The sequence below is a fragment of the Bradyrhizobium sp. 87 genome (assembly GCF_023073015.1).
Lineage (GTDB): Bacteria > Pseudomonadota > Alphaproteobacteria > Rhizobiales > Xanthobacteraceae > Bradyrhizobium > Bradyrhizobium canariense_D.
In genome coordinates this window covers 80,924-106,310 of sequence record NZ_JADPIQ010000018.1, presented here as the reverse complement: position 1 = coordinate 106,310, position 25,387 = coordinate 80,924, and the positions used below count along the sequence as shown (strand labels likewise).

The window sequence follows — 25,387 nt, the reverse complement described above, 5'->3', positions numbered from 1 at the left end:
GCCGGCGGTTGACTAGCGAACGATCGTTCGTTAGTCAAGCCCGCATGGCTGTCCACACCACCAGCGCGGCGGAAGCGGCTGCGCCCACGACCCGCGCGCGCATTCTCGCCGAGGCGCTCGATCTGTTCGCGCAGAGCGGCTATGGCGGCGCCTCGATGCGCGAGCTCGCGCGTCGCGTCGGCATTCGCGAGAGCAGCCTCTACAATCACTTCGCCGGCAAGGCCGCGATCCTCGAGGCGATCGTCAGCGAGCACGGCCCGGCCAGCTCGGCGAGCCGGCTGGAAGAGCCGCGCTACAAGCAGCTCGCGCGCCAGCCCGCCGCGTTCTGCCGCCAGTTTGCACTGGATCTCGTCGAGCAATGGTCCGATCCGCGCGAGCACCAGTTCCAGAAAGTGATCACCGCCGAGCGCAACCGCGTGCCCGGCATCCGCGCCAAATTCGCCGATCATTTCTATGCGCGCGAGCAGAGCATGATGACGGATTATTTCCGCGGCTTTGCGCTCGCCGGTCTCGTCTCGACGCCGGACCCACGCGAGACCGCGCGGCTGTTCGCGGCCGGGCTGATCTACATCCGTCTCGAGCATTATGTGATGGGCGCGGCACCGTCGCCGCGGCCGAAGGTGATCGAGGCGATCGACCGCTATCTCGCCTTCTTCCTGTCGCTGATCGCGGCGGATGGCGGGACACAGGACAATAAGAAACGAAAAGCCAAGGGAGAGACTCGTGGCAAGGCTGCCCCTGATTGATCCGGAGACGACGAGCGGCGACATCCGCGCCTCGTTCGACCGCATGCCGGTCAAGCTGAATATTTTCCGCATGATGGCCCATGCCGAGGCCAACATGATCCCGGCGATGCGGCTCGGCAATTCGATCCTGCACAAGCAGAAGCTCAGTGCGGTCCATCGCGAGCTCCTGATCCTTCAGGCCGCCCAGCTCGAAGGCGGTGCCTATGAATGGCGCCAGCACGTGCCGATCGCGCTCGGAATCGGCTGCACGCAAGCACAGATCGATGCGGTCGAGCGGGCCGACTACGATGCCGCCGGCCTGAGCGAGGCCGAGCGCGCGCTGCTGAAATTCGGCCGCGAAGTGGTCGAGCACGTTCGCGTTCCCGAGCTGATCTTTGCCGCCATGCGCGCGCATTTCAGCGACCAGGAGATCGTCGAATCCATCGTCGCGCTCGGCTTCTACATGATGATGGCGCGTGTCACCGAGGCGACCGAGACCGATCTCGACCCGGCAGCCGGCATGAAGGTCTACGACAGCGGCAAGAGATAGGCGGCGCGCATGCGTGAGAATTCCGAGACCAGGCCGGAGCGCTATGTTCTCCCGCCGAGCGCGGAATCGCTGGGCGAAGCGCCGGGCAGGGGACGCCTTGAGAGGCGTCGCATCCTGATCGTCGGCGGTGGCCAGCGTGTGTTCGACGCCGCCACCGATCCGATCGGCAACGGCCGCGCCATGAGCATTCTTTGCGCGCGCGAGGGCGCGAAGGTCGCGGTCGCCGATCTCAACCACACCTCCGCGCAGCAGACCGTCAAGCACATCACCGACGAAGGCGGCGAGGGCTTTGCCATCACGGCCGATGTCACCTCTGAATCCGACGTCCAGCGCATGATCGAGGAAGCACATCGCGCCATGGGCGGGCTCGACGGCATGGTCCTCAACATCGGCACCTTCGGCAAGGTCGGCCTCGACGCCGTCAGCCCCGAGGAGTGGAATGCGATCTACGACGTCAACGTTCGCGGTCCGATGCTGTGCTGCCGCGCGGGCCTGCCGAAATTCGGCAACGGCGGATCGATCGTCTTCATCTCCTCCATCGCCGCTCTGAAGGCCGGCTCGCAGATGGCGGTGTATGATTCCTCGAAAGCCGCGCTCGGCGGCCTCATGCGCAACATCGCCCATCTCGGATCGCGCCGCGGCATCCGCGCCAACCTCGTCTATCCCGGTCTCGTCGACACGCCGAACGGTCGCGAGGCCGGCGCCGGCCGCCCCTCGCGCGGCAAGGGTCACGTCCCGTTCGGCCGCCAGGCCACCGCCTGGGAAATCGCCTATGCCGTGCTGTTCTTCCTCTCGGACGAGAGCGTCTACGTCACCGCGCAAACGCTCGCGGTCGATAGCGGCCTGAGCGGGATGTGACGTCGATCCGTAACAGGCTGCGGCTCGACGCGACAGTTTCGCAGGGCCTGCTCATCTGATAAGCCTCAAAGGCATGAAAACCACACTGCTGAAATCCGAAGACTACGCCCGCTCGCCCTGGAAGAACGGCGGCGGCATCTTCACCGATATTGCGGATGCCCATCGCGCTGAATCCGTGAAGGATTGGGACAGCCTGCTCTGGCGCTTCGCGACCACGCCGATTGTGGCGCCGGGGCCATTCTCCCATATGCCCGGCATCGACCGCCTGCAGATGGTGGTCGGCGGACGCGGGCTGGTGCTGAAGTCGCCCACCGAGGAATTCGACGAGCGCGAGCCGTTTACGACGGTGCGCTTCACCGGCGAGCTCGAGATCGTGACCCGGCTCGAGGAAGGGCGAGTCGAGGTGGTGAATTTGATGGGCCGGCGCGGTGCGGTCGCGCTTGAGCTCGAAGCGCTTAAGGAGCCCGGTGAGCGGCGATTGTCCGCCGGCACGCATCTAATTTATGCGGCGCGCGGCGACTGCACTATCCGTCTCGAAGGCACGGATTTTTCGATTTCGCACGAAAACACCTTGAAAGTCGAACTGACGGGGGCATCGACGCTTGCGCTCGTCTCGGGGCTGGCCGTGCTGGGCTCTATCCAGATCGTCGGCTGAACGGCGTTCCAGCCCACCAGAGCGATGCGCACAATCCGTGCAACTGGCTAGGTTGACGCCGTCGCGCCGGAGCACGATATCTGCCGTGATGCAGCCGCCGCCCAAAAGCCAAAGCACGATATGGGCGGCCACGATATGAACGGGCAGATATGACCGCGCCAGAGAACAAATCCGCCACGCTGTCCGACGGCGTCGTCGACTGGTTGATCAACGGCACGCGCGACCAGCGCTTTATCGACAATATCTTTGCCGAGATGTGCATCCGGCTTCAGCAGGCCGGCATTCCGCTGGCGCGCTCAACCCTTCACGTGCTGATCCAGCACCCGCAATGGCTGGGCGCCCGCTTCAGTTGGGCCGACGGCATGCGCGAGGCAGAGATTGCACGGGTCGACCATGACGTCCGCGAGCGGTCTGAATATATCGGCAGTCCCGCCAACGAAATGTTCGACGGCGCGACCGAGTTGCGCGAAAATCTCGAGCAGGACCCAGCGCTCGGCCGCAAGCACGCGCTCTACCGCGAGATGCGCGCGCAGGGCCTCACCGACTATGTGGCTTGGCCGCTCTATCATACGCTCGGCAAGCGCCATCTCGTCACCTTCGCGACCAACCGGCCCGGCGGCTTCGACGACACCCATGTCGCTGCCCTCAAGAACTTGTTGCCTGTGCTGGCGCTGGTCAGCGAGATCCGCGTTAAGAATCGATTGGCGCGAACGCTGCTCGAGACCTATGTCGGCTCCCATGCCGGCGAGCTCATCCTGGCCGGCGCCACGCGGCGCGGTACCGGTACGACGGTGCGCGCCGCGATCATGATCTGCGATCTGCGCGACTTCACCAAGATTTCCGACAATTGGCCGCGCGACGACGTCATCGATCTGCTCAACGATTATTTCGACGCGATGTCGGAGCCGATCGCGCGGCATGGCGGCGAGATCCTGAAATTCATCGGTGACGGCCTGCTCGCCATCTTTCCGCTGAGCGAGCCCAAGGCCTGCGCAAACCTGCTGCATGCCGTGACCGAAGCCAGGCAGGCCATGATCGCGTTGAACGCGCGCAACGACGGCACCGGCCGAGCGCCGCTGAACTACGGCATCGGCGTCCATGTCGGCGACGTCATGTACGGCAATATCGGATCGTCCACCCGGCTCGACTTCACCGTGATCGGTCCCGCCGTCAACATGGCCTCACGCCTCGAAGCCTTGACCAAGCAATTGGGAAAGAAAGTATTGCTGTCACGCGACTTTGCCGAGCTGGTCGAGCGAGAGTTCGAGCTGGAGCATGTCGGAAAATATGAGGTGCGCGGCTTCAGCGATCCGATCGAGCTTTTTGCGTTTTGAAGATGACGGAGGCCCCCGGCTAAGCAGCGGGCGATCATCGAGTCCTGTTGCCAACGCAGGATTGTGTGACTACGCTCGGTGCGAAGCGCAACCAAGCGTTTCGTCCAAGCGTGTCATCGATCGGCCGCAGTACATGCCAAAATTCCTCCGCATCGGAATCCATCAGTCGAACGTATCGGGTTACACGTCGAAGGCGTGGTGTGTCCGGCGCGTTGGCACGGCGATCCTCCTGAAATGGGGCGCCGTGGAAGTCCAGGGCGCGGGTGACGGACGAAAGGTCTACTGGACGCGTCTGCCGCAGCAGAAGACAGTTCGCTGCGGCAGCGCGCAGCGTGCCCAGGATTACGCCAAGGCCGCGATCGCGCGGCGCCGCAATCATCGCTATGAACCGCTGACCGGCGCGATCGTGCTCCGGCGCCGACCGGCCGCAGGCAACACCGAGCTCAAGCGGGCGCTTGCCACGATCCTGATCGTCGATATCGTCGGCTCCACCGCAAAAGCCGCAAAGCTCGGCGATGTCCGCTGGACCAAGATCATGGGCCATTATTACGCGGCGGTCCGCAAGGAGCTGAAGAGCTCGCGCGGCAAGGAAGTCACGACGACGGGCGACGGCGTGCTGGCGACGTTCAAGACGCCGGCCGCCGGAATCAATTGCGCGACCGCGATCCAGAAGGCCGTGCGTACGCTCGGCCTCGAGATCAGGGTCGGCCTGCATGCCGGCGAATACACCGTGAGCGGCACTGAGGCGGTCGGCCTGGCCTTCCACATCGGCACCCGCGTCGCCGCAAAGGCGAGCGCCGGCGAGGTGCTGGTGTCGAGCGCGGTGAAGGAGCTGATGGCGTCGCAGTCGGCGATCAACCTGAAAGATCACGGCATTCACCGGCTCAAGGGCGTGCCGGAAAAATGGAGACTCTATAGAGTGGAGGGGTGAGAGTGGGTGAAGCTCTCACCGTCCTTCGTAAACGGGTGGACGCTTCTGTGCCTCGGCATCCCGCCCTTCCTGGAAGTCCCTGGTCGTGAGCAGCGCACGATATTGGTCGCCAAGTTGGGCAAGCGCGGCCTCGGGGTCTTCGAGCGCAAGGTGCGAGGACGCAATCGAGGTCTTGATGCCGAGGGGAGCGCATGCGGCGATCTTCTCGGCGATCTCGACGGCCTTCGCGCGAGCGGCGTCGCGGTTTGTTGCCACCTCCTGAACCGTTCCCATCCGGAGCGCTTCGTTCGCATCCCAATGATCGCCCGTCAGAATGAACCGCATGGCATTTCCCCAGCCGGCTTCTCGTGGGAAGCGAACGGTTGAGCCGCCGCCGGGAAAGCGGCCGTGCGTGTTCTCGTCCTGGCCGAAATCCGTGTCTTCCGATGCTATGCGGATGTCCGCAATGAGGAAGATTTCGTGCGCCATATTCCAGGTATCGCCATGCACCGCGACAATCAGCGGCTTGGTGAGCGCCGGTTTGGTCCGCCCGAGAGGGTCGATGAAGCCGGGTCCCTCCATCATCGTCTTTCCCGATTGAGCAAATGCCTTGTAAGCGTCGACATCGACACCTCTGGAGAAGCGTTCGCCGTAGCCGAACAGAACCGCTGCACGCAGCGAGGGATCTCGATCGTACTGGTAGTAGGCTCTCGCCAGGCTCTCTGTCGCCTCCGGGTCCAGCCGATTGTCGATGCCAGGCCGGTTGATGCCGATCAGCACGATGTGGCCTTTGCGCTCGATGGTGATCTTCGTCCGCTCACCGTACGGAATGTCCGCCATCGGCGCGGACTCGTCAGATTGTGACATCATGGATTCTGTCTTCCCGTGCTGATGAGAGCGCTGCAGCGATGATGTGGTATCATGCAGAAGATTGCATCAGGCCCGACATGGGCGATCGTGCGTATCGGAAAACGCATCTGCGTTTTCGAAACGACGATGAGCGAGGGTGTGGGCTCAAGAGCGTGCCGGAGCGGTGGCGGGGTGGGGACTGAGGCGATTGCGCGCGGGGCGGATCCACGCCCTCATCTCATCTGGACGACGATTTTCCCCCTGGCTCGTCCCTTTTCGAGATAGGCCAGCGCGTCTTTCGCCTGTTCGAACGGAAAGACCTTGTCGATCACCGGCCGGATACGCTCCGCCTTGAGAAGCTCGCCGATCTCGGCGAGTTGCCTGCCGTCCGGGTGCACGAACACGAACGAATACTCCGCGCCGATCTTGCCGGCGCGGCGAATGATCTTGCGGCTCAGCCATCCGAACAGGAACACCATGACGACGTTCATCCCGCGGTCGCGCGCGAACGCGGCGTCCGGCGGCCCGACCAGCGAGGCAATCCTGCTCCCCCGCTTCAGGATCCGAAGCGATGTCTCGACCGCATCGCCCCTGAGCGTGCCCAGCACCGCGTCGTAGTCCCGCAGCACTTCCTCGAATTGCTGGGTCTTGTAGTCGATCACCTCGTCAGCCCCGAGGCTGCGCACCAGATCGATATTTCCAGTGCTGGTCGTCGTCCCCACTTTGGCGCCGAAATATTTCGCGAGCTGGATCGCGAACGTGCCGATCCCGCCGGCGCCGGCGGGGATGAAGACTTTCTGGCCGGGTTTGAGACGTATGCGCTCCCTAAGAGCTTGCCACGATGTCAGGCCGACCATCGGGATCGAGGCCGCGTGCACGAAGTCCAGGTTCGGCGGCTTGAGCGCGGCGGCATCCTCCGGCACGGTCGCGAATTCGGCGAGAGCGCCTGTGCCGAGATCAAAGATGCTGGCGAAGACGGCGTCGCCCGGCTTGAAGCGGGTCACGCGGCTTCCGACCTCGACGACGACGCCCGCCAGGTCGCTGCCCAGCGTGGCCGGCAGTTCAAACTTCAGGATCGGCTTGAACGTTCCCTTCGGAATCATGTTGTCGATCGGGTTCAACCCCGCGGCATGAACCTGGACCAGGATTTCGTTCGGCTTCGGCGTCGGCCGCGGGATATCGGCCAACGCGATCTGGTCCGGCTTGCCGTAGCGCTTGAACACGAGGGCTCTCATTTTTTCTCTCGGTCCGAAGGTTCTTCGCACTGGCAAGATTGCGGCCCTCAGAAAGCCCGCGCGGTGCGGGCGGGCTGCAGCGCCGCCGTCGCATCCAGCCGCAAATCCTTTCGGATTCCGGCATCCACCAGGGCTGCGGGCGCGAACCGGCGCAGAAATCGCAGGCGCTTCGCAAGGCTGCCGGCCGCGTATTTGAGTTGCGGGCGCACCGCGCTCGCGGCCTTCAGCACGGCATCGGCCACGACGCCGGGCTGTTCGGCCGTCGCCATCACCTCGTTCACCCGCTTGGTCACGCCGGCGCGCGCCTCGCGATATTCGTCGAGCGTGGCGTCGGGCTCCATGAAGTTCGCGTCGAACGGCGTCTTGGTGTAGGCGGGCTCGACTACGGAGACCCGGATGCCCCGCGTGCGCAGTTCATGGTCGAGCGATTCCGAATAGCCTGCCACGGCGTGCTTGGTCGCGGCATAGAGCGCGCCGTAAGGCATCGGCAGAAAGCCGAGCACTGAGCCGATGTTGATGATGCGGCCGCTTCCATGGCGCCGCATGTGCGGCACGACGGCGCGCGTCATCCGGATCAGGCCGAAGAAGTTCGTCTCGAAAATCGCGCGCGCCTGCTCCATCGAGCTCTCTTCCGCGCCGGCAGGGGCAACGCCGAAGCCGGCGTTGTTGACGAGCAGGTCGATGCGACCCTCGCGCCGGATCACTTCGCCGACGGCGGCTTCCACCGATGCATCGCTGGTGACGTCGAGAGCCAGCATCTCGAATGCCTGCTTGCCCGCCTGCGCGCCCCGCCTGCTGGTGCCGAACACCTTGTAGCCGGCGTTCGCGAGTCGCTCCGCCGTCGCCTGGCCGATGCCTGAGGAGGCGCCGGTCACTAGCGCGATCTTCGGTGTAATCCTGTTCATAATGCCTCTCCGACGCCACTACCGGGCCTGAAATCGTTTGATTACGATCGTAACTATTGATATACATGACGATCGTAATTATAAAAGTCAAGCCCCGCCTCTAAGGATCGGTCCCATGCGCGTCTCAAAGGAACAGGCCGCCAAAAATCGCGAGCATATTCTCGAGACTGCCTCGCGCCTGCTGCGGGAGCGCGGCATCGCCGGCGTCGGTGTCGACGCACTCGCCGAGGCGGCCGGGATGACGCACGGCAGCCTCTACAGCCAGTTCGGCTCCAAGGAGCGGCTGGTCGAGGAGGCGGTGGCCCATGCGATCGACGCCAAGGGTCAGGAATTCCCCGAGGCCTTCGAGCTCGAGGACTATGTTTCGCACTATCTCTCGCCGGGGCATCGCGACGATCCCGCCGCCGGCTGCCCCTTCGCTGCGCTCGCCTGTGAAGTGTCACGTCAAAGCGGCGGCCTGAAGCAGCGTTTCACCGCCGGCGTGCGCGGCGTGATCGGCTTGCTGAGCAGCCGAATGGCCACCGATCTGAAGCCACGCCAGCGCGAGGACAAGGCGCTCGCCGCCGCCGCCTCCATGGTGGGAGCCCTCGTGCTTGCCCGCGCCGTGGACGATCCCAAGCTGTCGGACGATATTCTTCGCGCGACGAGGAATTCGCTGGCGGGGTGAGGCCGCGTCCCGGCGGGGCGCCGAAAGTCCGGAACAAAATTCCGGTGACGACGTTCGACGTCGCGGACAGCCAAAAGCGATGGCTGCCGATCTTCGACATCGACATACTTTCGAACGCGCATGGATGACTACAGCGATCTGGTGCTCGGCATGTTGGCCCTGGCCGTCGCTGCCCTCCTGTTGGTGGCGGGCGAGCTCTATCTCGTGACCCGGCCAGAGCCGCCGCAAACTCACGCGCCGGCCCCACCGGTCGTTACATCGTCGGCCGAAACCATTTTTTGTCATGTCGATTTTGGAGCGTAAGCAGACCAACTCGAAGAGGTGGGCAATGGGAAGCACTGCAACTGTTCCGATGCTGTCGTCTGAGGGCGGATTGACACATTACCTGGCGGAAATTCGCAAGTTTCCGATGCTGCGGCCCGATCAGGAAATCGCCTACGCCAAGCGATGGCGCGAGCACGGCGACCGCGAGGCAGCCTATCATCTCGTCACAAGCCATCTGCGGCTCGTTGCCAGGATTGCGATGGGATATCGCGGCTACGGCCTGCCGGTTGCGGACATCATTTCCGAAGGAAACGTCGGCCTGATGCACGCCGTCAAGCGCTTCGAGCCGGAGCGCGGCTTTCGGCTCGCGACCTACGCGATGTGGTGGATCAAGGCGTCGATCCAGGAATACATCCTGCGGTCCTGGTCGCTGGTCAGGATTGCCAACAGCGGGGCGCAGAAGAAGCTGTTCTTCAAGCTTCGCCGGACCAAGGCGGAAATTTCCGCCCTGGAGGATGGTGATCTCCGCCCCGAGCACGCCAGCCGGATCGCGCGGCGGCTCGGCGTGCAGGAGAACGACGTCATCGAGATGAACCGGCGCCTCGGCGGCGACCTGTCGCTCAATGCCTTGGTGCGCGACGCCGACGGCGGCGAAGTCCAGGACTGGCTCGTCGACCCCGCGTCCAGTCCTGAAGCCGCGTACGCCGAGCAGGAAGAAACCAGACGGAGGCGTGAAGCCCTCGCCGGCGCCATGGGCGTCCTCAAGCCGCGCGAGCGCGACATTCTCGAGGCGCGCTGGCTCTCCGAGCCGCCGCTGAGACTTGAGCAGCTCGCGGCACGGTATGGCGTTTCACGCGAGCGGGTGCGGCAGATCGAAATGCGCGCGTTCGAAAAGGTTCGGGCTGCTATCGCCGGACGCCTGGCAGCCGGCTCTTGAAACCAAATCGGCGCCTCCTAATTCTTTTGGCAGCCGCATGCGAGTGCGGTGCCGGACGCCAAAGCAGGGTCCGGCAAGGCCATCGGGGCTCGCCCCGGTGATGCTCTTAATCCATGTTGCTCACAGGAGGATGTGGTTATGAGAACCGACGATATGTCTCCCCTCTGGCGTTCGACCATCGGTTTCGACCGCCGTTCCGCCGCGTCGCATCGCGATCGATGCTGCCGGCAATGCCGATCCGAAATCGAGCACAAGCAGGCGGCCTGACGAGTTGATCGTCCGGGCTTTGCAGCGCGTGCGTGGCCCTCGCCGCGCGCCGAGCTGCGCCAATCGACAATCAAGACAAGAGATAAGGAGAAACGACAATGGCACTACGCGATCTCATTCCGTGGAACAACGGCTCACGCAATATGGCCGTTCAGCGCGGCGAAGCCGGCAACCCGCTGCTTGCGCTTCATCGTGAGATGAACCGGCTGTTCGACGACGCCTTCCGCAGCTTTGATCTCAGTCCGTTCGGCTCCTCGACCGCAATGGGCTGGCCGAACGTCGAACTCGACGAGAGCGACAAGGAAGTCAAGGTCGTCGCCGAGCTTCCCGGTCTCGAAAAGGACGTCAACGTCGAGCTTGCAAACGGCGTGCTGACGATCAGCGGCGAGAAGAAGAGCGAAACGGAAGACAAGGAGCGTCTCTTCAGCGAGCGTTACTATGGCCGTTTCGTGCGGCGCATTCCGGTCGATGACGTCGACCAGGACAAGGTCGCGGCTTCCTTCAACAACGGCGTTCTCACCGTCACCCTGCCGAAGTCACCGGCGGCACAACAGAAGGTGAGGCGCATCGCGATCAACGGCAAGTAAGCATGAAGCGGCGGGCGGGTGCCGCCGCTCTCGCCCACGCGCGGCCGGCGGCCGCATTCGCGTCCGTCGGCTCGCTGCAAAATTTTCCGGAACGCTCGGAAACTTCAATTCCGGTCTGGCGTTTTGCGGTCGGTTTCCAAGTTCTGGGAGTCGCATATGAAGAAACTTGCTTTGGTCCTGACGATGATCTCGGCCCTGTTCGTGGCGGCGGCCTCGCCGGCGCAAGCCCATGGCTGGCGCGGCGGCTGGCACGGCCATTGGGGCGGTCCCGGCATCGGCTTCGGTCTTGTTGCCGGTGCGCTTGCGGCGGGGCTGGCGGCCGATGCCTATTATGGCCCGCGCTACTATGGCCCGCCCTACGGCTATTATGGACCGCGCGTCGTGCGGCGGGCCTATTATGTGCCTTACGCCTACGCTCCACCGCCCTATTGGGATCCCTGGTGGTGACGAGACAAGGCCCGGATCATCATCCGGGCCTTTTGCGTGAGGGCAATCGGTCAGCGGTTCGCGGCGCGCCTATTTGCGGTTCGCTCCCGTCGAGCCTGAGCCCGGCATGGCCTGCTGACCGCCCTGGGTTTGCCTGGTGTCGTTGTCGCCTGGCCGGGTCGTGGAGGACTTGGCCGGTGCGTTCGCGCCGCCGCCATTGTTGTCCGATGACGTGTTGAGGCCGGAGGCTCCCGCTCCCGTCGTGCCGCCGGTGCCTGAGGAGTCGATGCTCGACCCGGTCCTGGACGCACCCGCGCCGCCTTGCGCGAATGCGGAAGAGGGGAATGCGAGAGCCGCAACGAGCCCTGCGAGAACCAGCTTTTTCATGTCCGCTCCTGTGCTTGACGTCGTCACATGCCGTGCCGAGGCAAAGATCTCGGCACGCACCTGTTCCTGGGCGGGAGCGGAAATCCCGCGACAGCGACGATGAGTCATCCCGAGCTCATCGCACGCGGGGCGATCCGTTCCTGCGCCTGCGGCGTCAACTCGTAGCGATCGCCGGCTTTCACCAGCCAGCCCGCCTCGATCATGCGTCGCGTCATGCCCGCGCTGCACAGCGGGTGGCTGCCGCCGGGATGAAACAGCGCGCCCTCGCGTTCGATCAGGTAGCCGTAGAGCCGCGCCTGTCGAAGCGGGTTTTGCATCCCTGGTGTGGGCGCCTCCATGGTCTCTCGCGCAGTCCTCCAAGACGGCCTGAGATGCCGGGCCGATCCCCCGTCAGGCGGCCCCGGCCTGTGGCCCGGGGGCGGGGCTTCGAGCCGAGGCCGCCATTGCCGGAATCGCAAGGACCCGGCGCGGCCCAATACGCAACGGCCCCAGGTCGTTCCAACGACGTCGTTTCCTGCGAGCTCGGTCCTACAAACTATCCGTTGCTCTTTCCGGATGGGTGTCGGCAAGGCGAATTGCCTAGGCCGACCAACGATCCTGCTCTTCTTGGTGAGCATGCTCGTTCAGCCGTTCGGCGATCTGATCCGCGATCTTCTCCGACTCGGCCGAGGCCACCGGCTCGCCCTTGTGGGTCCTGAGCTTGTCCTTGTCGGCTTCGATGGGAAAATCGTCGGGCTTCAGTCCGGCATCCTTGGTCATGGCGCGCCTCATTGTGTCTCGCATCCGGAAAACACGGGCGAGGGCCGTTCGTTGCTGGAACAATGAAGCCGCGATCGAAAGCCACAGCCGGGCGCAAGCGCCGCGCGGCCCGCGCTTTGCTCAGGCCCCGCCGACGGCCCGGATCACGGTCCCGCTGCCGCCGCACGTCACGCAGGGCGCGCCGTCGATCCGCCCCTTGCCATGGCAATCCAGACACACATCTTCGCCGGTGCCCATCGTCCCCGGTGCGGCTTCATCCCCGGGGTTGAGCGCCGCCGAACCCGTCGGCGGTGTCCCGGTCTTTACGCCCTCCGTGTCGGTCTTGGTCATCTGCAGCTCCCTCGAAAAGACCGCAACGCCTCTTGCCGCAGGAAGTGCCAATCGTGATGTCAGATGCGGTGCACGTCAGTCGCGAGCCTGCGCAACCTGGGAAAGTACGCCGTCCGCATTGGAGGCCATCACCTCATCATCACCGCACGCCCGTGCCTTTGCAGCGCTGGCACTTCACCACCTTGTCGCCCTTCTTGAGCAGGCCTTTGCCTTCGCAGTTCTTGCATTTCTGCTTCTTCTTGATGTTCGGGCCTTTTTCATTGGTCATGGACGGCTCCTGCCGCGAAAGGGCGGTTGATTGAGCATTGTATGGGCGGGTTCTCGGCGAGAACACGCAGCGTTTCTGGTGGGGCAGCCCAGCGGAACAGCCGAACGGTGCCAGATAAGCCCTACGCTCATGTCGGCTTCGGCACCACCCGCACAACGATGGCGCGTGATCGCGCCGATTGTTCGTCGCCACACGGCTCCACGGCGTCGGAACGTTCACCGCCTAAATGCATTTAGGTGGTGTCAGATGATGGAGGCCTTGAATGGCGAGCGGGCTCGCGCACCGGCGCTTGGCGTTGAACGGGATGTCGATCTTCTATCGCGAAGCGGGACGCGCCGGCGCGCCGGTCCTGCTGCTGCCGCACGGCTATCCCTGTTCCTCCTTCCAGTTCCGCCGGCTGATGCCGGCGCTCGCCGACCGGTGGCGGACGATCGCGTTCGACTGGCCGGGCTTTGGTTACAGCGGCACGCCCGACCCGTCGGAATTCGCCTATGATTTCGATGCCTATGCAGACGTGCTGGCCGGCCTCGCCGATGCGCTCGGCCTCGGACGATACGCCTTGTGGCTCCACGATTACGGCTCCCAGATCGGGCTAAGGCACGCGATCGCTCACCCCGAGCGGATCGCCGCGCTCATCATCCAGAACGGCGATATCTATGAGGATGTGCTGGGCCCGAAATACGCGACCATCAAGGCCTGGTGGGCGGACAAGACGCCGGCGAGGCACCGCCCGCTCGAGGAGGCCGTGAGCGAGGATGGCTTTCGTGCGGAGTTCATTGGCGAAGTGGCGGACGACGTCGCTTCCCGGGTGCCGCCCGACCTCTGGAAGCTTCATTGGCCACTCATGGACACGCCAGTGCGCCGACAGGTCTGCGTCGGGCTGATGGAGAAGCTGGAGGAGAATCTCGGCTGGTTCGCGCGCTATCAGGCGTATCTGCGCGAGCACCGTCCCCCCACGCTCGTGGTGTGGGGCCCCGAAGACGGATACATGCCGGCCGAGTCCGCCCGCGCCTATCGCCGCGACTTGCCCGATGTCGATCTGCACCTGCTCGACGGCGCCGGACACTGGCTGCTCGAGACGCATTTCGATGAGGCGCTGCCACTGGTCCGCGCCTTCCTTGCGCGTGTCCATGCCTGATCGTCCCACGGCGCGGCCTTCGCCGCGCTGGTGTCCCTTCGCCGCCTAAAGGAGGAAGCAAGCATGCCAACCAATCCTTCCATCGCACGAATCTGGCGTGGTCGTACCCGGCGGGACATCGCCGACAGCTACGAGCAATATCTGCGCGCTGAAGGCATTCCGCCGCTCGAGAAGACGGCGCTCGGCGTCCAGCTGCTGCGCGAGGACCTTGACGAGGAGACATGGTTCACGACCATCTCTTACTGGTCCGACATGCAGGCAATGACTGCCTTCACCAAGGCCGAGCCGACCAAGGTGCATCACCTCGACCGCGATCCCGAACTCCTGATCGAACTCCCTCAAAGGGTGGAAATCCACCGCGTTCTGGTCGATCGGTACGGCATGCGCTGAGCACGACGGTGCGCAACTTTGTCCTCTTCGCCGCAGTGTCGTTGATCTGGGGGCTGACCTGGGCCGCCATCAAGGTCGGGCTCGGCGATCTGCCCCCGCTGCTGCTCGCCGCCGCGCGATACCTGCTGGCGGCCGCACTGCTGGCCATCGGGGTGCGCGGGGCCGGCGCCGCATTCGCCGAAGGCCGCGCACGGCCAACGATCGTTTCAGCTCTGCTGGTCAACACCGGCACCTACGGCTTGCTGTTCTGGGGGATGCAGCACGTGCCATCAGGGCTGTCGGGGCTGGTCAACCTTACCCTGATTCCGGTCCTGCTGTTTGCCCTCGCCGCGTTGACCGGCGAGGAGAGGCCGACCTGGCATCATGCCGTCGTGCTCGCGATCGGTTGTGTCGGTGTCATCGGGCTGTTCTGGGCGCGGCTCGGGGCCGAGTCCGATGCGAGCGGCCTTGGGCTCGCGGCGATCGTCGCCGCGACCGTGAGCTATTGCGTCGGCAGCGTGGTCGCGCGTCCGTTGGTCGGTCCGGTGAAGCCCCTGGCGCTGACGATGGTGCAGGCGGCGATCGGCGGCGCCGCCCTGCTCGGCCTTTCGCTGGTGCTGGAACCCGTATCGAGAGACACGCTCGACGCTTTCCTCACTCCGGCGGCAATCGGCAGCCTGTTGTTCCTGTTGCTGCTCGGAACGATCGTGGCTTATACGATCTATCTCGTGCTGCTGCGTGAATGGGGTACGATGCGCGCAGGTCTGTATGCCTTTGTCTCTCCGATCATCGCGCTTGGCACCGGTGCGTGGTTGTTCGGCGAGGCGATCGGCTGGCTCGAGATCGGCGGCGCTGCCCTCATGCTGGTGGCCGCCGCGATGGCGCTGCTCCGGCCTTGGGAAGAACGTCCGACGTGAAGCGTTTGCGCAGCATCGCCGATCGACCGCCGCCGCTTCACCGCGTAGCGGGGAATCTGGCGCTCGATTTCGCCAACACGATCAGCTGGCGCGGCACGGACCAAGAGGTCGATCACTTGCGCGACGCCGAGGGAATGCTGGCCTGGGCAAGGGATGCTGGACTGGTGGGCGTCGATTTTTCGCTTAATGCAAGGCAGCGGGCGTTGCTGGCCGAAGATGGCCGGCGCCTGCGCAACGCGATCGACAAAGTAGGCGCTGCGATCGCGGACGGCGATGAACCGCCGGCGCTGGGCATGGCGGTGATCCACGATGTTGCGGCCCGTACCTTCACGGCCGCATTGCTGACCGGTTCGCCGGCCACCATCGAATTCACGCACGGGGACCGGATCCTTGGTCCGCTTGCCTGGGCTGCGGTCGACCTGCTGCGCGGCGACGAACTCGACCGATTGAAACGATGTCCACAGCACGACTGCCACTGGCTGTTCATCGATCGCACCAAGAACAGATCCCGTCGCTGGTGCGAAATGGCCACCTGCGGAAACCGCGCAAAGATGCAATCGCGCCGGTAAGTCGACAGCCGCCTTGAACAACAAGCCTCCAGCTCTATCTTGCGCCCGCGAAAGCATCCGCTGCGTAGACGACCTTGCCGCCCACGACCGTCAGCAGAGACGATGTGGCGCCAATTTGCTCGACGGGGACGGACATGAAGTCCCGATCGAGAATCGCGAAGTCGGCGAGCTTGCCGGTCTCCAGCGTGCCGCGCCGCGTCTCGTCGAAGCAGAACCAGGCGCTTCCCACTGTGTAGAGGCGCAAGGCATCTTCGCGGCTGGGTGTTTCGTCCGGGCCGCGCGTCGAGTGTCCACCGACGGTCTTGCCGTCGAGCATCCATTGCAGCGCCACGAACGGATTGTAGGATGCGACCCGATGCGCATCCGTACCGGCCCCGACATGGACCCCAATGCGCAACGCCGTCACGATCGGCGGCATGCTGCGCGCGGCTTCGCCCACCTGCGCCACGATACGGTCGCCTCCGAGATACATCGCGTCCTGCATGGTCCAGCCGACACCGAGGGCTTTCATGCGCGCCAGTGTTTCGGGCGAGGTGTTGTCGAGATGGGCGATGGACCAGCGCAACGGCGCGAGCGGCGTCTCCTTGTTGACCTCGTCATAGAGGTCCAGGAGGTGATGGACGGATTTGTCTTCCTGCCAATGGATGGTGACTGTCAGCCCTTGTTTGGCCGCCCAGCGGATGATCTCGCGGAACTTGTCCTTGGCGGCCGCGTCGGGCGCATTGTTGTTGTACATGGCGCCGGTGATCCGCTCGCCTAGTCCGTTGAACCGCAGCATGTCGTCGCCGAATCCCATCGGCAGGAACGGCGTGAGAGTCTTGTACTCCTCGGATTCCGCGCCGACATTCTGGGCGAACAGGCTGAAGGCAACGCGAACCGACAATGATTTGTCACGCCAGAGCTTTTGCAAGGCGGCGTAATGGCTGGGATAAATGCTGAAGCCGCCGGGATCCACGATCCCGGTCACGCCAAGACGATTGAGCTCCGTGAAGAACTGCCGGGTCCCGGCGACATTCTCTTCGAAATTCGGCCTCGGCAGTCGATCGAACAGCGCGGAGATACTGACAATGGAGCCGTTGAGCCAGCCCGTGGCGTCGCCCGATGCGGCCGTGATACCGGCCGGCAACTGATCCGCGGAGATCCCGAGGGCTTGTTGCGCCTTCGGCGTCATCAGCACCGCCGAATAGAACAGCTGGATGTAAGCCGGATTGTCGGGAACGGCCGCCATCACCTCGGCGAGCGTTGGCCGCCGCTTCTCCGCAAATTGCAATTCGCTCCAGCCACCGGCCACGATGATCCAGGCCGCCGGGCGCGCTTGTGCCGCCTGACGCAAGCGTTCCATGGCCTCAGGGATAGTCTTTGCGCCGATCCAGTTGACCTCGGTTGCGTAGGTGAGGCCGGCGCGCACCGCGTGAATATGGGAATCGATCAATCCCGGAATGATGGTGCGTCCACCTGCGTCGACACGGCGCGTCGTGGGCCCGATCAGACCTTCCATGGCATCGTTGCCGCCAATAGCAACGATCTTGCCGTCGCGGACTGCGAGAGCCTGCGCGATCGTCGATGCAGGATCCAGCGTCACGAGCTTTGCGTTCGTGACAATGAGGTCGGCCTTTTGTGCGTAAGCCAAACTGGCCCAGCACGAGATCACCAAAATCGCCAGAAGCTTTCGCATCATCAGTCCCGACATGAGAGAGGCCGAAGCGGCGCCACATCCGCCGCTGGATGCGCTCGCGGACATCGCGTGCCGCAACGGGGAGTGTCGCGATCCTGACCATGTCTGGCACCAACAGAATCAGCCGGTCCACCGGAAAATTTGGTGAAGGCCGAAGTATTTGATTTTACAGCCCGCCTTCGCCCGTTGGGCTTCGGCGCGGCAGCCTTCGCACGATTCGCTTGTCAATTTATGGCTCCGGCTTGCCGAGCCGAACCTCGCGAAGCGAGTGAAGGCTGGGGGGCCCGGCAGATCACAGATTTTCTAGAAACTACGGCCACTTGGCAGCTAGGTGGTAACGAAAAAAAAGCCATTGAAGGCATTGCGCTTTTTAAAGCTCGGTTACCACCGAGGGCATGTGCTTGGCGAACGTTTCGAACTGCCCTAGCTGTGTGGAGGCGGACCTCGCAGCTAGCCTCCGCTCGGAAGATCCAACTGGGCGAGTAGCTCATTTCTGAGCTTCGCCTCGCCGCTTGTGCCGGGCTTGAAGGTATCCGTTGTGAAGTCAGCATCCTTGAATTTGGATCGTTTGAAAACCTCTTCAAATTTGCTGCGGGGGACCATGTTCCCGGGTGCGGTGACAAATGTGTAGACGCGACCGAAGATACTCATCAACGCGCGAAACCCATTCGTCTTGTTAAGCATTGCACCTTGACCGAAGTCATCCCAAGCAGCCGGCCACGTCGCCCTAACAGCGTCAAAGTAGTTCTGAACGATGCGTGCAATGGCCACATCGTCCCCTTTTATAAACAGATTGCGAAGGCAGAACCTCTTCAATGTATCCGTGTCAGCGAGAGGCAGCTCCTGTCCTCGCAGTAACAGGTCGCGGTCTACCTTCGGTTCTGGTGAGATGTACCGAACTAGACTGTCGACCACGGTGGATTGCGTAATAGTTTCGCGATCTCGCCCGGGTGTTGCGCCGCCCAATCGTTTAATGCGCTGGTGAAGCGGGCTCTCTACGACCCGATCCAAGGCGACGGCGACGTTGTGACAGGTTTTGTAAGGACTACGCGTTCGAGATAGCTCAAAAAGATCGAACGCGAGACTTTTGCGAACCTTTGTCTGCTCCAAGTTCACTGTGGCAAAAATGTAAGCTTGGTCCGCAATATCAATGCCAACAAATATCGCGGTCATCACTTGAAAATCTTTTCCTTTGAAGTTTTCGAGGCCCGCAATTCGATGCTGTCCATCGATCACCCTGCATAGATTTGATATTGCAATATCCGGTCTATCATTCCCACGACGTACATTAGACATAACCAGTTCGCGCTTAGCTTCGTCGAAATAAGCAAAGTCACTGTCGTCGATTGCGAGGATGACGCTGGTCGGAAATGTCGCATCTACGAAGTTTACGTATTTGTGGAGGGCTGCCACTCTAGCTTCATTGAGCGGCCGCTGAATGCCGAGATAGGCCTCAACATCCCGTTGGTCGCGCAGAACGCGTCTGACATCAAAGTATGTGATCTTTTGAAGAAGTTTATGATCAAGCCCCGCGATGTATATGTCGCCAATAGGTTGGCGCAAACGGAGGGCAGGGATCCTCTCCTCTATCGGATCAGGGTCGGGCGGCATTGTTAGTGGAAGGCTCATGTCTGAGGCCTCATCGCTTGCATTTGGTCGGCGAGATCCTGTGCCCCCGAGTCGGTGGCTGGTTGTTGATCTGCCTGCACCTCATCCACAAATGCTTCCGTGTCTTCGCTCATAATGCGCGGCGCCCGTGTGTCGATGAAGTTTCTAATCGTGCAAGCGAACAGAGTGAGCAGCGTTACGATGGCAAAGAGAACCCACGACAACCAAGCAACCGTGTCTCCGGCAATAAAATGGATCGGGTTTCCAGCCTTGTCAAAGAATGCCGCTGTTTCAGAGAGGTATGTGAATGAATACATGATTGTCGCGATTACGCAGCACGCGACGATGATCATGATGAACCATAGGCCGCCCGGAAATCTGGGAACGAGCCAATTACCCGGAGTGGCTCCTTCGTAACGGTCCTGAACCTTGGAACGTCGGAAGATACTGTCGTTGTTAAGTCTGCCGGTGGGTCATCCGCGACGGCAGCCAATAAAACCGAAAACCCGGCAATCCCTCATGTGCCAACCTTTCACATTCCGCTCGCTCCAGGAGACGAGGCGTTTTTACGCAAAGTCCAACAAGAGATGCCGAAGAACATGGCCGCAGCCGCTGAACGGTTGCTGATCGGCGTGAGGAAGCATCATCCCGGAAACCTGAAAGAAGGAGATCGACGACGCTTCACCGAAACACCCGACAATTTTTGGATGATTTTGGTCCAGCCCCGAAAACAGAATTTTTACATCAGCGTTCGTGGCGCGCCTAAATGGCATACGGCAAAACAATTTAATATCACATCCGGCCGCAACCCTAACTATTCGGCATTTTATCTCAGTGACGAAGCTCATGTGCAAGAGGCACTGGATATCGTGCTGCGAGCCAAGACCCTTTGATCTACCTTCATAGGTTTCCTGCGATCAGTGCCAGCAACCGTCGTGAGCGTTCCCGCTCGAACTGGAGCAGATCCAACAACTCCAGTTCACGCTCAGTCGTGTCCCGCGAAAACTCGGGCAGTGCCGCCAGAACCGCACGGCACAAGTCGGCTAGCGCCGCAGCGTCTCCTCGCATCTGCGCGACGGTCGCACGCGCCATGATGTCGAGGGCCTCGGCGCTGAGCGGACGATCACGCACCGCGCTGGCTCCGCCGCATCAGCTCGACCACTTCGGCTTCCTTTTCCTCCATGTTGGCGTGAGCCCTCGCAACGGGGACGTCGGCCCGCAATTGTCCGAGTTGTTCCTGAAATTCCTTCCGCAACTGCTTGAGAACACCGGAGACACCCTCCGCGAGGGCCGCACCTACCTTCCAGCATGTTCGTTTCGTTGGCTTTCAACGTGGCGAAGCGGCGATCAACGGTCGCCTCGACCTCGGCGAGCTTGCGGTCGAAGTCGGCCTTCGCGCTGGTGATCCTGCTCTCGACCTCAGCCATGTGATTGGCAAACGATTTGTCAACCTGTTGCTGGACACTGCCCTCGCGTTGCGCAAACTCCCGACGAATACGGTAGTCGAACTCGCGCTCAGTCAACGTAAATTCGACCTCGTCGGTGGCTGCGGTCCGCTCTGCGCGGAGATTATATTTTTGGACGAGCAGTTCGGAGACATCCATCGGCGTCACCAGTTTGCAGTCAACCAAGCAATGCAGCGGTCATCTCTTCGCGCCCATGAAGCTGGCAGTTTAATTCTAAGCGCGGTGCAATCGGTTTGAAACATGGACATACTCGGAACGGCGACGCCGCTGACATCACCGATGTTCACGGGCGTGCCATCTTCGAAATGCAGCACGCTGTCGCGGCTGGCGGAAATCTGCGGCGTCGAGCCGGTCGCGGAGGCGATAGCATCCGGTGCAACCGCCATCACATCGGCAGGCGCAATGGCAGACGACGCGAGGATGGTCATCACGCCAATTCCGGCACCGCCGTACATACGAAGAAGACCGGCGCGCGCAGGGTTGGCCATCAAGACCGGGGGCGTGTTGCCAGAGACGGCGCTGACGGCACCGATGAGAGCAGCAACGTCGGCCATCATCGCGGCAACCGGAGTAGTCTCGGTGGAAGCGGTCATCGGGGCAATGTTGTTCCGTAATCCGGCAGGCTGTACATCGGCAATGGCGGGGTCGTTGGATAGCGCCACGGCATCCAACGTCAAGCCGACATTCTGCGTCATCAGGTTCTCGACGATCACCAGCGTGTTGCTGCTGCTGCCGTTGAGCAACTCGATGCTCTTGCGTACTACCATCCGAAGCCGGAACCCGTAGTCGAAGTCACGAGACGGCCCAAACTCAAGCAGCGACGAACGAAATGAGCAATGTGGTAGCCCGTTTCACCCTAGCGGAGATCGCCCGCGCCACTCGCGCGGCACGGGAGCAAGGTGCCGAGGTTGTGGAAATTCGGCCTGATGGCACCATCGCTGTGATCATCCATAAGGACGAGGTTAAGCCGGAAGCCGAGAAGCCTAAAATCCGGGATTTCAAGTTGTGATGAGTAACATGCCGAAACCGAAACTTGCGTTCTTACACTGCCACACAAGCCGACACGGCAAACGGACCTACTATGTCAAGCTGTCCAAGCGTCAGAAGGGCCGAGGGATCCGTATTTTCGACCCGGTGTATCGCTCCGAAAAGTTTATGCAGGAATATCATGCAGCGTTACGCGGAGCGCCAATCTTGCCCGTCCCTGCAGCCGACACTAAGGGGACTGTCGGTTGTTGATTAGCCTTTATCGTCACTCGCGCGACTGGGGTGAGCTCTCGGCTGGCACCCGGAAACAACGCGGACCTATCTTGAAGCAGATCGAGAGCGGAGCGGGCGACTTACCTATCACTGCGATCACCCGAACAAAGGTCGAGGAGGGCATATCGAGCCGCACATCCAATCAAGGCCGTCATTTTAAGAACACGGTAGCGGCTCTTTTCAGGTGGGCAATTGACCATGAATTGTCCGATAGAAACCCAGCCGACCGCATCAAGATCACGAGAGGAGATGGTGAGGGGCATCTCGCATGGCCAATCGAGCTTATCGAGCAGTACGAGCAGCATTGGCCGCTCGGCAGCAAAGAACGGTTGATCTTTGACGTGTTCTTGTACGTGGGTCTGCGACGTGGCGACGCAGCTCGGCTAGGCAAGCAGCATATCCGCAATGGTATCATCCATCTGACGACGGAAAAAAGCGGCGGCACCATGCCGATCTATGTGCCGGTGCACAACGACTTGGCTGCCTCGATTAATGCTTGTCCTTCGTCCGGCCTTGCGATCATCGGGAAAGACGACGGAACGCATTATAGCAAGGAAGGCCTCGGTAACCTCTTTCGTGAGGCAATCGTGGCAGCCGGAATTCGGGTGTCAAAGAAAAGCTCAGACGAGAAGGGCTATTCTGCCCACGGCCTGCGCAAGGCGAGCGCGACCATCGCAGCGGAAAGCGGAGCAACAGAGAGCGAGCTGAACGCAATGTTCGGTTGGAGCGGCTATCAGATGGCGCAGCTTTACACGAAGAAGGCCGACCGCAAGAAGCTGGCCGCACGGGCGATGGCGAAATGGACGCGGCCTTCATCCGATGATGTAGCGGCCGGCGGCCTCGTCCATTTGCATCTGGAAAAAGAACGGGCCTAGAACGAGGGCCGTTACCACCTATGGGGCGGTGGTAATTTTCGGCTCGAAAGATCAGCAATTTCAATCCGGGCGAAGCGTTATGGTGGGCCCGGCAGGACTCGAACCTGCAACCAGACCGTTATGAGCGGCCGGCTCTAACCATTGAGCTACAGGCCCCGCCGCGAGACGGCCCGCGAGAGGCGCGGCCGGCAACGGTGCGCGGTTCGTTTACAGGGACGGAGGCGGGGGTGCAATGCTGGCTCGGGCGGATGGAAATGCCGGCGCGGCAAGGCCCGGGATTTTTGAATAACCGAAATTGGCGATGATGCCCTTATAGTCCTGTTTTGCCCGACGGCGCAAGCCCATCTCGCCGAGCCTTCGCCCCGCCCTCTGGCAATCGCGCCAGGGGCTCGTTTTTTTTCGATTCCGTAACCTCTTGTGATCCCTAGATCTTTCTACTGTGCATGGGGTTGTTTTCGCCCATTTTGTTGGGAGGGGTCTTCCGATCCCCCCGATGTCGCGTTGGCGCGCCGCAGGCGCGCGGCAGTTCCGCAGGCCTAGTCCACCGACACGCCGGCGAACTCCACCACCTTGCGCCACTTCTCGGTCTCGTCGGTGACGAGCTTGCCGAACTCGGCCGGCGTCATCGGCTTGGGGATGCCGCCGGTCTCGGTGAGGCGCGCGACCAGCTTCGGGTCCTTCAGCGCCTCGTTGACGGCCTTGTTGAGGATCTCGATCACGTCCTGCGGCGTGCCCTTCGGCGCGGAGATGCCGTAGAAGCCGACCGATTCGAAGCCGGGCAACGTCTCCGCAATCGCGGGCACGTCGGGCACGCTCGGCCAGCGCTGCGGCGAGGTGACGCCGAGCGCGCGGACATTGCCGCCCTTGGCCTGCTCCATCGCGGAGGGGAGGTTGTCGAAGATCAGCTGCACCTTGTTGGAGATGATGTCGGGGAACGCGATCGCAGATCCTCGATAGGGCACGTGCACCATGTCGCACTTGCTCATCACCTTGAACAGCTCCGCCGACATGTGCACCGAGGTGCCGTTGCCGGACGAGGCAAAGGAGATTTTTCCGGGATTGGCCTTGCAGTAGTCGATGAACTCCTGAACCGTCTTGGCGGGAAACGCGTTGGAGACGACCAGCATGTTGGTGAGCTGCATGATGCTCGCGACCGGCACCGTGTCGCGCAGGAAGTCGAACGGCAGCTTCTTGTAGAGCGAGGTCGAGATCGCGTTGTTGGGCGCGACGAACAGCAGCGTGTAGCCGTCCGGCGGCGAGGCAATCGCAGCAGCGGCCGCGATGTTGCCGCCCGAGCCGGTGCGGTTCTCGACGATGAACTGCTGGCCGAAGCGGTCGGTCAGCCACTGCGCCATGATCCGCGCCACGATGTCGACCGGGCCGCCGGCGGAGAAGCCGATGATCCAGTGCACGGGACGGTCGGGATAAGCGGCGGAGGCGGGAGGTGCGGCGCCCAACAGCGTTGCGAGGAAAACCAGCCCGAAAACACTGTTACGCAAAATTCGCAACATGACGTCTCCCATTGTTCTATTGTCGTTGGGCTGCATGCTTTCACAAAATCGGGGCGCTGCCTACATCGCCGCACGTCGATGTTGACGCGCCCCCGCCGGGACCGACCATGAGATTCGCTTTTGTTTTCCTGCTCGGCGCGGCGCTGCTTTCGAGCCCCGCCGCCGCTCAAACCGGAGCCAACGCCATTCCGACCAACACACCCAGCCTGACGATCAGCTTGGCCACCGCGACGCCCGGCGGCGGTTTTCCGCTCTATGGCAACGCCTTTGCGCAAGCGATGAACGCGGCCGATCCACAAGTGATCATCGCCCCGCGCAACACCAAGGGCAGCAACGAGAACATTCCGCTGCTGGAGAAGGGCGAGCTCGATCTCGCTCTGGTCGCGGGCGAGCCGGCCTATGAAGCCTTCGCCGGCATCGGTCGCGCGCCGGTACGGTTGAAGATTCTCACGGCGATCTATTCCAACCCCGGCATGTTCGTGGTGCGCGCGGACAGTTCCTACAAGACCATTCGCGATCTGGTCGGTCAGCCCGTTGCATTCGGCGCCAAGGGCTCCGGCCTGCCGATCCTGGCGCGTTACGTGCTCGATGGTCTCGGGTGGAAGCAGGACGAGGACTTCAAGGCGATCTATCTCGACCGCGCCGGCGATGGCCCCGCGATGGTCGAGGATGGCCGTGTCGCCGCACTCTGGGGCGCCGGCATCGGCTGGCCCGGTTTCGCGGCGGTGGCCTCGAGCGTATCAGGCGCGCGCTTCATCGCGCCCAGTGCCGAGGAGATCGCGCGCATCCGCGCCAAGCATGCCTTCCTGAAGCCGCTCACCGTGCCGGCCGACAGCTACCCGAACCAGTCCGAGCCGATCGCCTCGCTGGGGTCCTGGAGCTTTGTGCTGACGCGCGAAGATTTGCCCGATGACGTCGCCTATCGCCTGGCGAAGACGCTTCACGGTGTCGAGCCGACCTTCTGCAAGCAGCTCGCGCAAGCCTGCGAGACTACGGCCGCGAACACCGTCGCCGCCGCGCCGAAGCCGGAGCTGATCCATCCCGGCGTGATGAAGTACTTTCGCGAGATCGGGGTAGTGAAGTAGG

General features: G+C 62.5%; 33 protein-coding genes and 1 tRNA gene. 19 read left to right on the top strand and 15 right to left on the bottom strand.

Features of this window, described 5'->3' with window-relative positions; translation table 11 throughout:
* Nucleotides 1-44: 44 nt before the first annotated feature.
* The 6 genes from IVB50_RS04035 (at nucleotide 45) to IVB50_RS04010 (ending at nucleotide 5,053) form a co-directional block, all read left to right on the top strand.
* Nucleotides 45-746 carry a TetR/AcrR family transcriptional regulator gene (locus tag IVB50_RS04035; protein ID WP_247294644.1) on the top strand — a complete coding sequence of 234 codons (702 nt, stop codon included), beginning with the start codon at nucleotides 45-47 and terminating at the stop codon, nucleotides 744-746.
* Nucleotides 724-1,275 (top strand): carboxymuconolactone decarboxylase family protein, encoded by a 552-nt coding sequence (locus IVB50_RS04030; RefSeq protein WP_085384392.1) that lies wholly within the window; start codon nucleotides 724-726, stop codon nucleotides 1,273-1,275. The genes IVB50_RS04035 and IVB50_RS04030 overlap by 23 nt, the downstream gene beginning before the upstream one ends.
* Before the next feature lie 9 nt (nucleotides 1,276-1,284).
* Nucleotides 1,285-2,133, top strand: a complete 849-nt coding sequence (locus tag IVB50_RS04025) for an SDR family oxidoreductase (RefSeq protein ID WP_085350339.1) — start codon at nucleotides 1,285-1,287, stop codon at nucleotides 2,131-2,133.
* Nucleotides 2,134-2,206: 73 nt separating this feature from the next.
* Entirely contained in the window at nucleotides 2,207-2,788 is a 582-nt protein-coding gene (locus IVB50_RS04020) for a HutD family protein (RefSeq protein ID WP_085359682.1), read from the top strand.
* A gap of 149 nt (nucleotides 2,789-2,937) precedes the next feature.
* Nucleotides 2,938-4,122 (top strand): adenylate/guanylate cyclase domain-containing protein, encoded by a 1,185-nt coding sequence (locus tag IVB50_RS04015; protein WP_247294641.1) that lies wholly within the window; start codon nucleotides 2,938-2,940, stop codon nucleotides 4,120-4,122.
* A 133-nt stretch (nucleotides 4,123-4,255) separates the two neighbouring features.
* Nucleotides 4,256-5,053, top strand: coding sequence for an adenylate/guanylate cyclase domain-containing protein (locus IVB50_RS04010; protein ID WP_247294637.1), 798 nt, complete (start codon nucleotides 4,256-4,258; stop codon nucleotides 5,051-5,053).
* 15 nt (nucleotides 5,054-5,068) lie between these two features.
* On the opposite strand, the gene IVB50_RS04005 is transcribed toward IVB50_RS04010, so the two are convergent.
* The 3 genes from IVB50_RS04005 to IVB50_RS03995 form a co-directional block, all read right to left on the bottom strand.
* Nucleotides 5,069-5,902, bottom strand: coding sequence for an enoyl-CoA hydratase-related protein (locus tag IVB50_RS04005; protein WP_247294634.1), 834 nt, complete (start codon nucleotides 5,900-5,902; stop codon nucleotides 5,069-5,071).
* Nucleotides 5,903-6,114: 212 nt separating this feature from the next.
* The gene (locus tag IVB50_RS04000) at nucleotides 6,115-7,116 is read right to left on the bottom strand and encodes an NADP-dependent oxidoreductase (protein ID WP_018455665.1); all 1,002 of its coding nucleotides are present in this window, start codon (nucleotides 7,114-7,116) and stop codon (nucleotides 6,115-6,117) included.
* 47 nt (nucleotides 7,117-7,163) lie between these two features.
* The gene (locus IVB50_RS03995) at nucleotides 7,164-8,021 is read right to left on the bottom strand and encodes an oxidoreductase (RefSeq protein ID WP_204513725.1); all 858 of its coding nucleotides are present in this window, start codon (nucleotides 8,019-8,021) and stop codon (nucleotides 7,164-7,166) included.
* A 115-nt stretch (nucleotides 8,022-8,136) separates the two neighbouring features.
* Here IVB50_RS03995 and IVB50_RS03990 point away from each other — a divergent pair, with 115 nt between their 5' ends.
* From IVB50_RS03990 to IVB50_RS03970, 5 genes are all read left to right on the top strand, one after another.
* On the top strand, nucleotides 8,137-8,688 hold the full coding sequence (locus tag IVB50_RS03990; protein ID WP_247294627.1) for a TetR/AcrR family transcriptional regulator: 552 nt from the start codon (nucleotides 8,137-8,139) through the stop codon (nucleotides 8,686-8,688).
* Between the two features lie 120 nt (nucleotides 8,689-8,808).
* Nucleotides 8,809-8,991: a hypothetical protein gene (locus IVB50_RS03985; protein ID WP_018455661.1), complete on the top strand. Its 183-nt coding sequence runs from the start codon at nucleotides 8,809-8,811 to the stop codon at nucleotides 8,989-8,991.
* 25 nt (nucleotides 8,992-9,016) lie between these two features.
* Nucleotides 9,017-9,889, top strand: coding sequence for an RNA polymerase sigma factor RpoH (gene rpoH, locus IVB50_RS03980; RefSeq protein WP_247294624.1), 873 nt, complete (start codon nucleotides 9,017-9,019; stop codon nucleotides 9,887-9,889).
* Between the two features lie 365 nt (nucleotides 9,890-10,254).
* Nucleotides 10,255-10,743: an Hsp20/alpha crystallin family protein gene (locus IVB50_RS03975; RefSeq protein WP_247294622.1), complete on the top strand. Its 489-nt coding sequence runs from the start codon at nucleotides 10,255-10,257 to the stop codon at nucleotides 10,741-10,743.
* A 156-nt stretch (nucleotides 10,744-10,899) separates the two neighbouring features.
* Nucleotides 10,900-11,190: a hypothetical protein gene (locus IVB50_RS03970; protein WP_085350348.1), complete on the top strand. Its 291-nt coding sequence runs from the start codon at nucleotides 10,900-10,902 to the stop codon at nucleotides 11,188-11,190.
* A 69-nt stretch (nucleotides 11,191-11,259) separates the two neighbouring features.
* Here the strand turns inward: IVB50_RS03970 and IVB50_RS03965 are convergent, their stop codons facing one another.
* The 5 genes from IVB50_RS03965 to IVB50_RS42375 all read right to left on the bottom strand — a co-directional run bounded on the left by IVB50_RS03965 (nucleotide 11,260) and on the right by IVB50_RS42375 (nucleotide 12,913).
* A complete protein-coding gene (locus IVB50_RS03965; RefSeq protein WP_026232997.1) occupies nucleotides 11,260-11,556 on the bottom strand; it encodes a hypothetical protein in 297 nt (98 codons plus the stop codon).
* A 104-nt stretch (nucleotides 11,557-11,660) separates the two neighbouring features.
* Nucleotides 11,661-11,894 carry a hypothetical protein gene (locus IVB50_RS03960; protein WP_026232996.1) on the bottom strand — a complete coding sequence of 78 codons (234 nt, stop codon included), beginning with the start codon at nucleotides 11,892-11,894 and terminating at the stop codon, nucleotides 11,661-11,663.
* A gap of 241 nt (nucleotides 11,895-12,135) precedes the next feature.
* Entirely contained in the window at nucleotides 12,136-12,315 is a 180-nt protein-coding gene (locus IVB50_RS03955) for a hypothetical protein (protein WP_018455655.1), read from the bottom strand.
* A 120-nt stretch (nucleotides 12,316-12,435) separates the two neighbouring features.
* Nucleotides 12,436-12,645 carry a hypothetical protein gene (locus IVB50_RS03950; protein WP_085359684.1) on the bottom strand — a complete coding sequence of 70 codons (210 nt, stop codon included), beginning with the start codon at nucleotides 12,643-12,645 and terminating at the stop codon, nucleotides 12,436-12,438.
* A gap of 139 nt (nucleotides 12,646-12,784) precedes the next feature.
* A complete protein-coding gene (locus tag IVB50_RS42375; protein WP_018455653.1) occupies nucleotides 12,785-12,913 on the bottom strand; it encodes a hypothetical protein in 129 nt (42 codons plus the stop codon).
* 262 nt (nucleotides 12,914-13,175) lie between these two features.
* Between IVB50_RS42375 and IVB50_RS03945 the strand changes: the two genes are divergently transcribed.
* From IVB50_RS03945 to IVB50_RS03930, 4 genes are all read left to right on the top strand, one after another.
* Nucleotides 13,176-14,051, top strand: coding sequence for an alpha/beta hydrolase (locus IVB50_RS03945; RefSeq protein ID WP_085359686.1), 876 nt, complete (start codon nucleotides 13,176-13,178; stop codon nucleotides 14,049-14,051).
* 63 nt (nucleotides 14,052-14,114) lie between these two features.
* Nucleotides 14,115-14,441 (top strand): hypothetical protein, encoded by a 327-nt coding sequence (locus tag IVB50_RS03940; RefSeq protein ID WP_085359688.1) that lies wholly within the window; start codon nucleotides 14,115-14,117, stop codon nucleotides 14,439-14,441.
* Between the two features lie 8 nt (nucleotides 14,442-14,449).
* Nucleotides 14,450-15,337: an EamA family transporter gene (locus IVB50_RS03935; protein WP_247294620.1), complete on the top strand. Its 888-nt coding sequence runs from the start codon at nucleotides 14,450-14,452 to the stop codon at nucleotides 15,335-15,337.
* Nucleotides 15,334-15,906 (top strand): ABATE domain-containing protein, encoded by a 573-nt coding sequence (locus IVB50_RS03930; protein WP_085350352.1) that lies wholly within the window; start codon nucleotides 15,334-15,336, stop codon nucleotides 15,904-15,906. Before IVB50_RS03935 ends, IVB50_RS03930 begins: the two co-directional genes overlap by 4 nt.
* A gap of 34 nt (nucleotides 15,907-15,940) precedes the next feature.
* Here the strand turns inward: IVB50_RS03930 and IVB50_RS03925 are convergent, their stop codons facing one another.
* The 3 genes from IVB50_RS03925 to IVB50_RS03915 all read right to left on the bottom strand — a co-directional run bounded on the left by IVB50_RS03925 (nucleotide 15,941) and on the right by IVB50_RS03915 (nucleotide 19,542).
* Complete coding sequence (locus IVB50_RS03925) at nucleotides 15,941-17,581, bottom strand: amidohydrolase (protein WP_247294618.1); 1,641 nt, start codon at nucleotides 17,579-17,581, stop codon at nucleotides 15,941-15,943.
* Between the two features lie 450 nt (nucleotides 17,582-18,031).
* On the bottom strand, nucleotides 18,032-19,210 hold the full coding sequence (locus tag IVB50_RS03920) for a DGQHR domain-containing protein (protein ID WP_247294606.1): 1,179 nt from the start codon (nucleotides 19,208-19,210) through the stop codon (nucleotides 18,032-18,034).
* Nucleotides 19,207-19,542 carry a hypothetical protein gene (locus IVB50_RS03915; protein ID WP_247294604.1) on the bottom strand — a complete coding sequence of 112 codons (336 nt, stop codon included), beginning with the start codon at nucleotides 19,540-19,542 and terminating at the stop codon, nucleotides 19,207-19,209. Before IVB50_RS03915 ends, IVB50_RS03920 begins: the two co-directional genes overlap by 4 nt.
* Before the next feature lie 246 nt (nucleotides 19,543-19,788).
* On the opposite strand from IVB50_RS03915, the gene IVB50_RS03910 reads away from it, so the two are divergent.
* Nucleotides 19,789-20,082 (top strand): hypothetical protein, encoded by a 294-nt coding sequence (locus IVB50_RS03910; RefSeq protein ID WP_247294600.1) that lies wholly within the window; start codon nucleotides 19,789-19,791, stop codon nucleotides 20,080-20,082.
* Between the two features lie 7 nt (nucleotides 20,083-20,089).
* Here IVB50_RS03910 and IVB50_RS03905 read toward each other — a convergent pair whose 3' ends face one another.
* Together IVB50_RS03905 and IVB50_RS03900 are read right to left on the bottom strand one after the other, a co-directional pair.
* Nucleotides 20,090-20,320 carry a hypothetical protein gene (locus IVB50_RS03905; RefSeq protein ID WP_247294597.1) on the bottom strand — a complete coding sequence of 77 codons (231 nt, stop codon included), beginning with the start codon at nucleotides 20,318-20,320 and terminating at the stop codon, nucleotides 20,090-20,092.
* 478 nt (nucleotides 20,321-20,798) lie between these two features.
* Nucleotides 20,799-21,422, bottom strand: a complete 624-nt coding sequence (locus IVB50_RS03900; protein WP_247294593.1) for a hypothetical protein — start codon at nucleotides 21,420-21,422, stop codon at nucleotides 20,799-20,801.
* 62 nt (nucleotides 21,423-21,484) lie between these two features.
* Here IVB50_RS03900 and IVB50_RS03895 point away from each other — a divergent pair, with 62 nt between their 5' ends.
* Nucleotides 21,485-21,664, top strand: a complete 180-nt coding sequence (locus tag IVB50_RS03895) for a hypothetical protein (protein WP_247294577.1) — start codon at nucleotides 21,485-21,487, stop codon at nucleotides 21,662-21,664.
* Nucleotides 21,665-21,965: 301 nt separating this feature from the next.
* A complete protein-coding gene (locus tag IVB50_RS03890; RefSeq protein ID WP_247294573.1) occupies nucleotides 21,966-22,790 on the top strand; it encodes a tyrosine-type recombinase/integrase in 825 nt (274 codons plus the stop codon).
* An 80-nt stretch (nucleotides 22,791-22,870) separates the two neighbouring features.
* Here the strand turns inward: IVB50_RS03890 and IVB50_RS03885 are convergent.
* Together IVB50_RS03885 and IVB50_RS03880 are read right to left on the bottom strand one after the other, a co-directional pair.
* Nucleotides 22,871-22,946: transfer RNA gene (locus tag IVB50_RS03885), tRNA-Ile, on the bottom strand.
* A gap of 380 nt (nucleotides 22,947-23,326) precedes the next feature.
* Nucleotides 23,327-24,301 (bottom strand): tripartite tricarboxylate transporter substrate binding protein, encoded by a 975-nt coding sequence (locus IVB50_RS03880; protein ID WP_247294570.1) that lies wholly within the window; start codon nucleotides 24,299-24,301, stop codon nucleotides 23,327-23,329.
* A 107-nt stretch (nucleotides 24,302-24,408) separates the two neighbouring features.
* Here IVB50_RS03880 and IVB50_RS03875 point away from each other — a divergent pair, with 107 nt between their 5' ends.
* Nucleotides 24,409-25,386, top strand: coding sequence for a TAXI family TRAP transporter solute-binding subunit (locus tag IVB50_RS03875; protein WP_247294564.1), 978 nt, complete (start codon nucleotides 24,409-24,411; stop codon nucleotides 25,384-25,386).
* The last annotated feature ends 1 nt before the right edge of the window (nucleotide 25,387 follow it).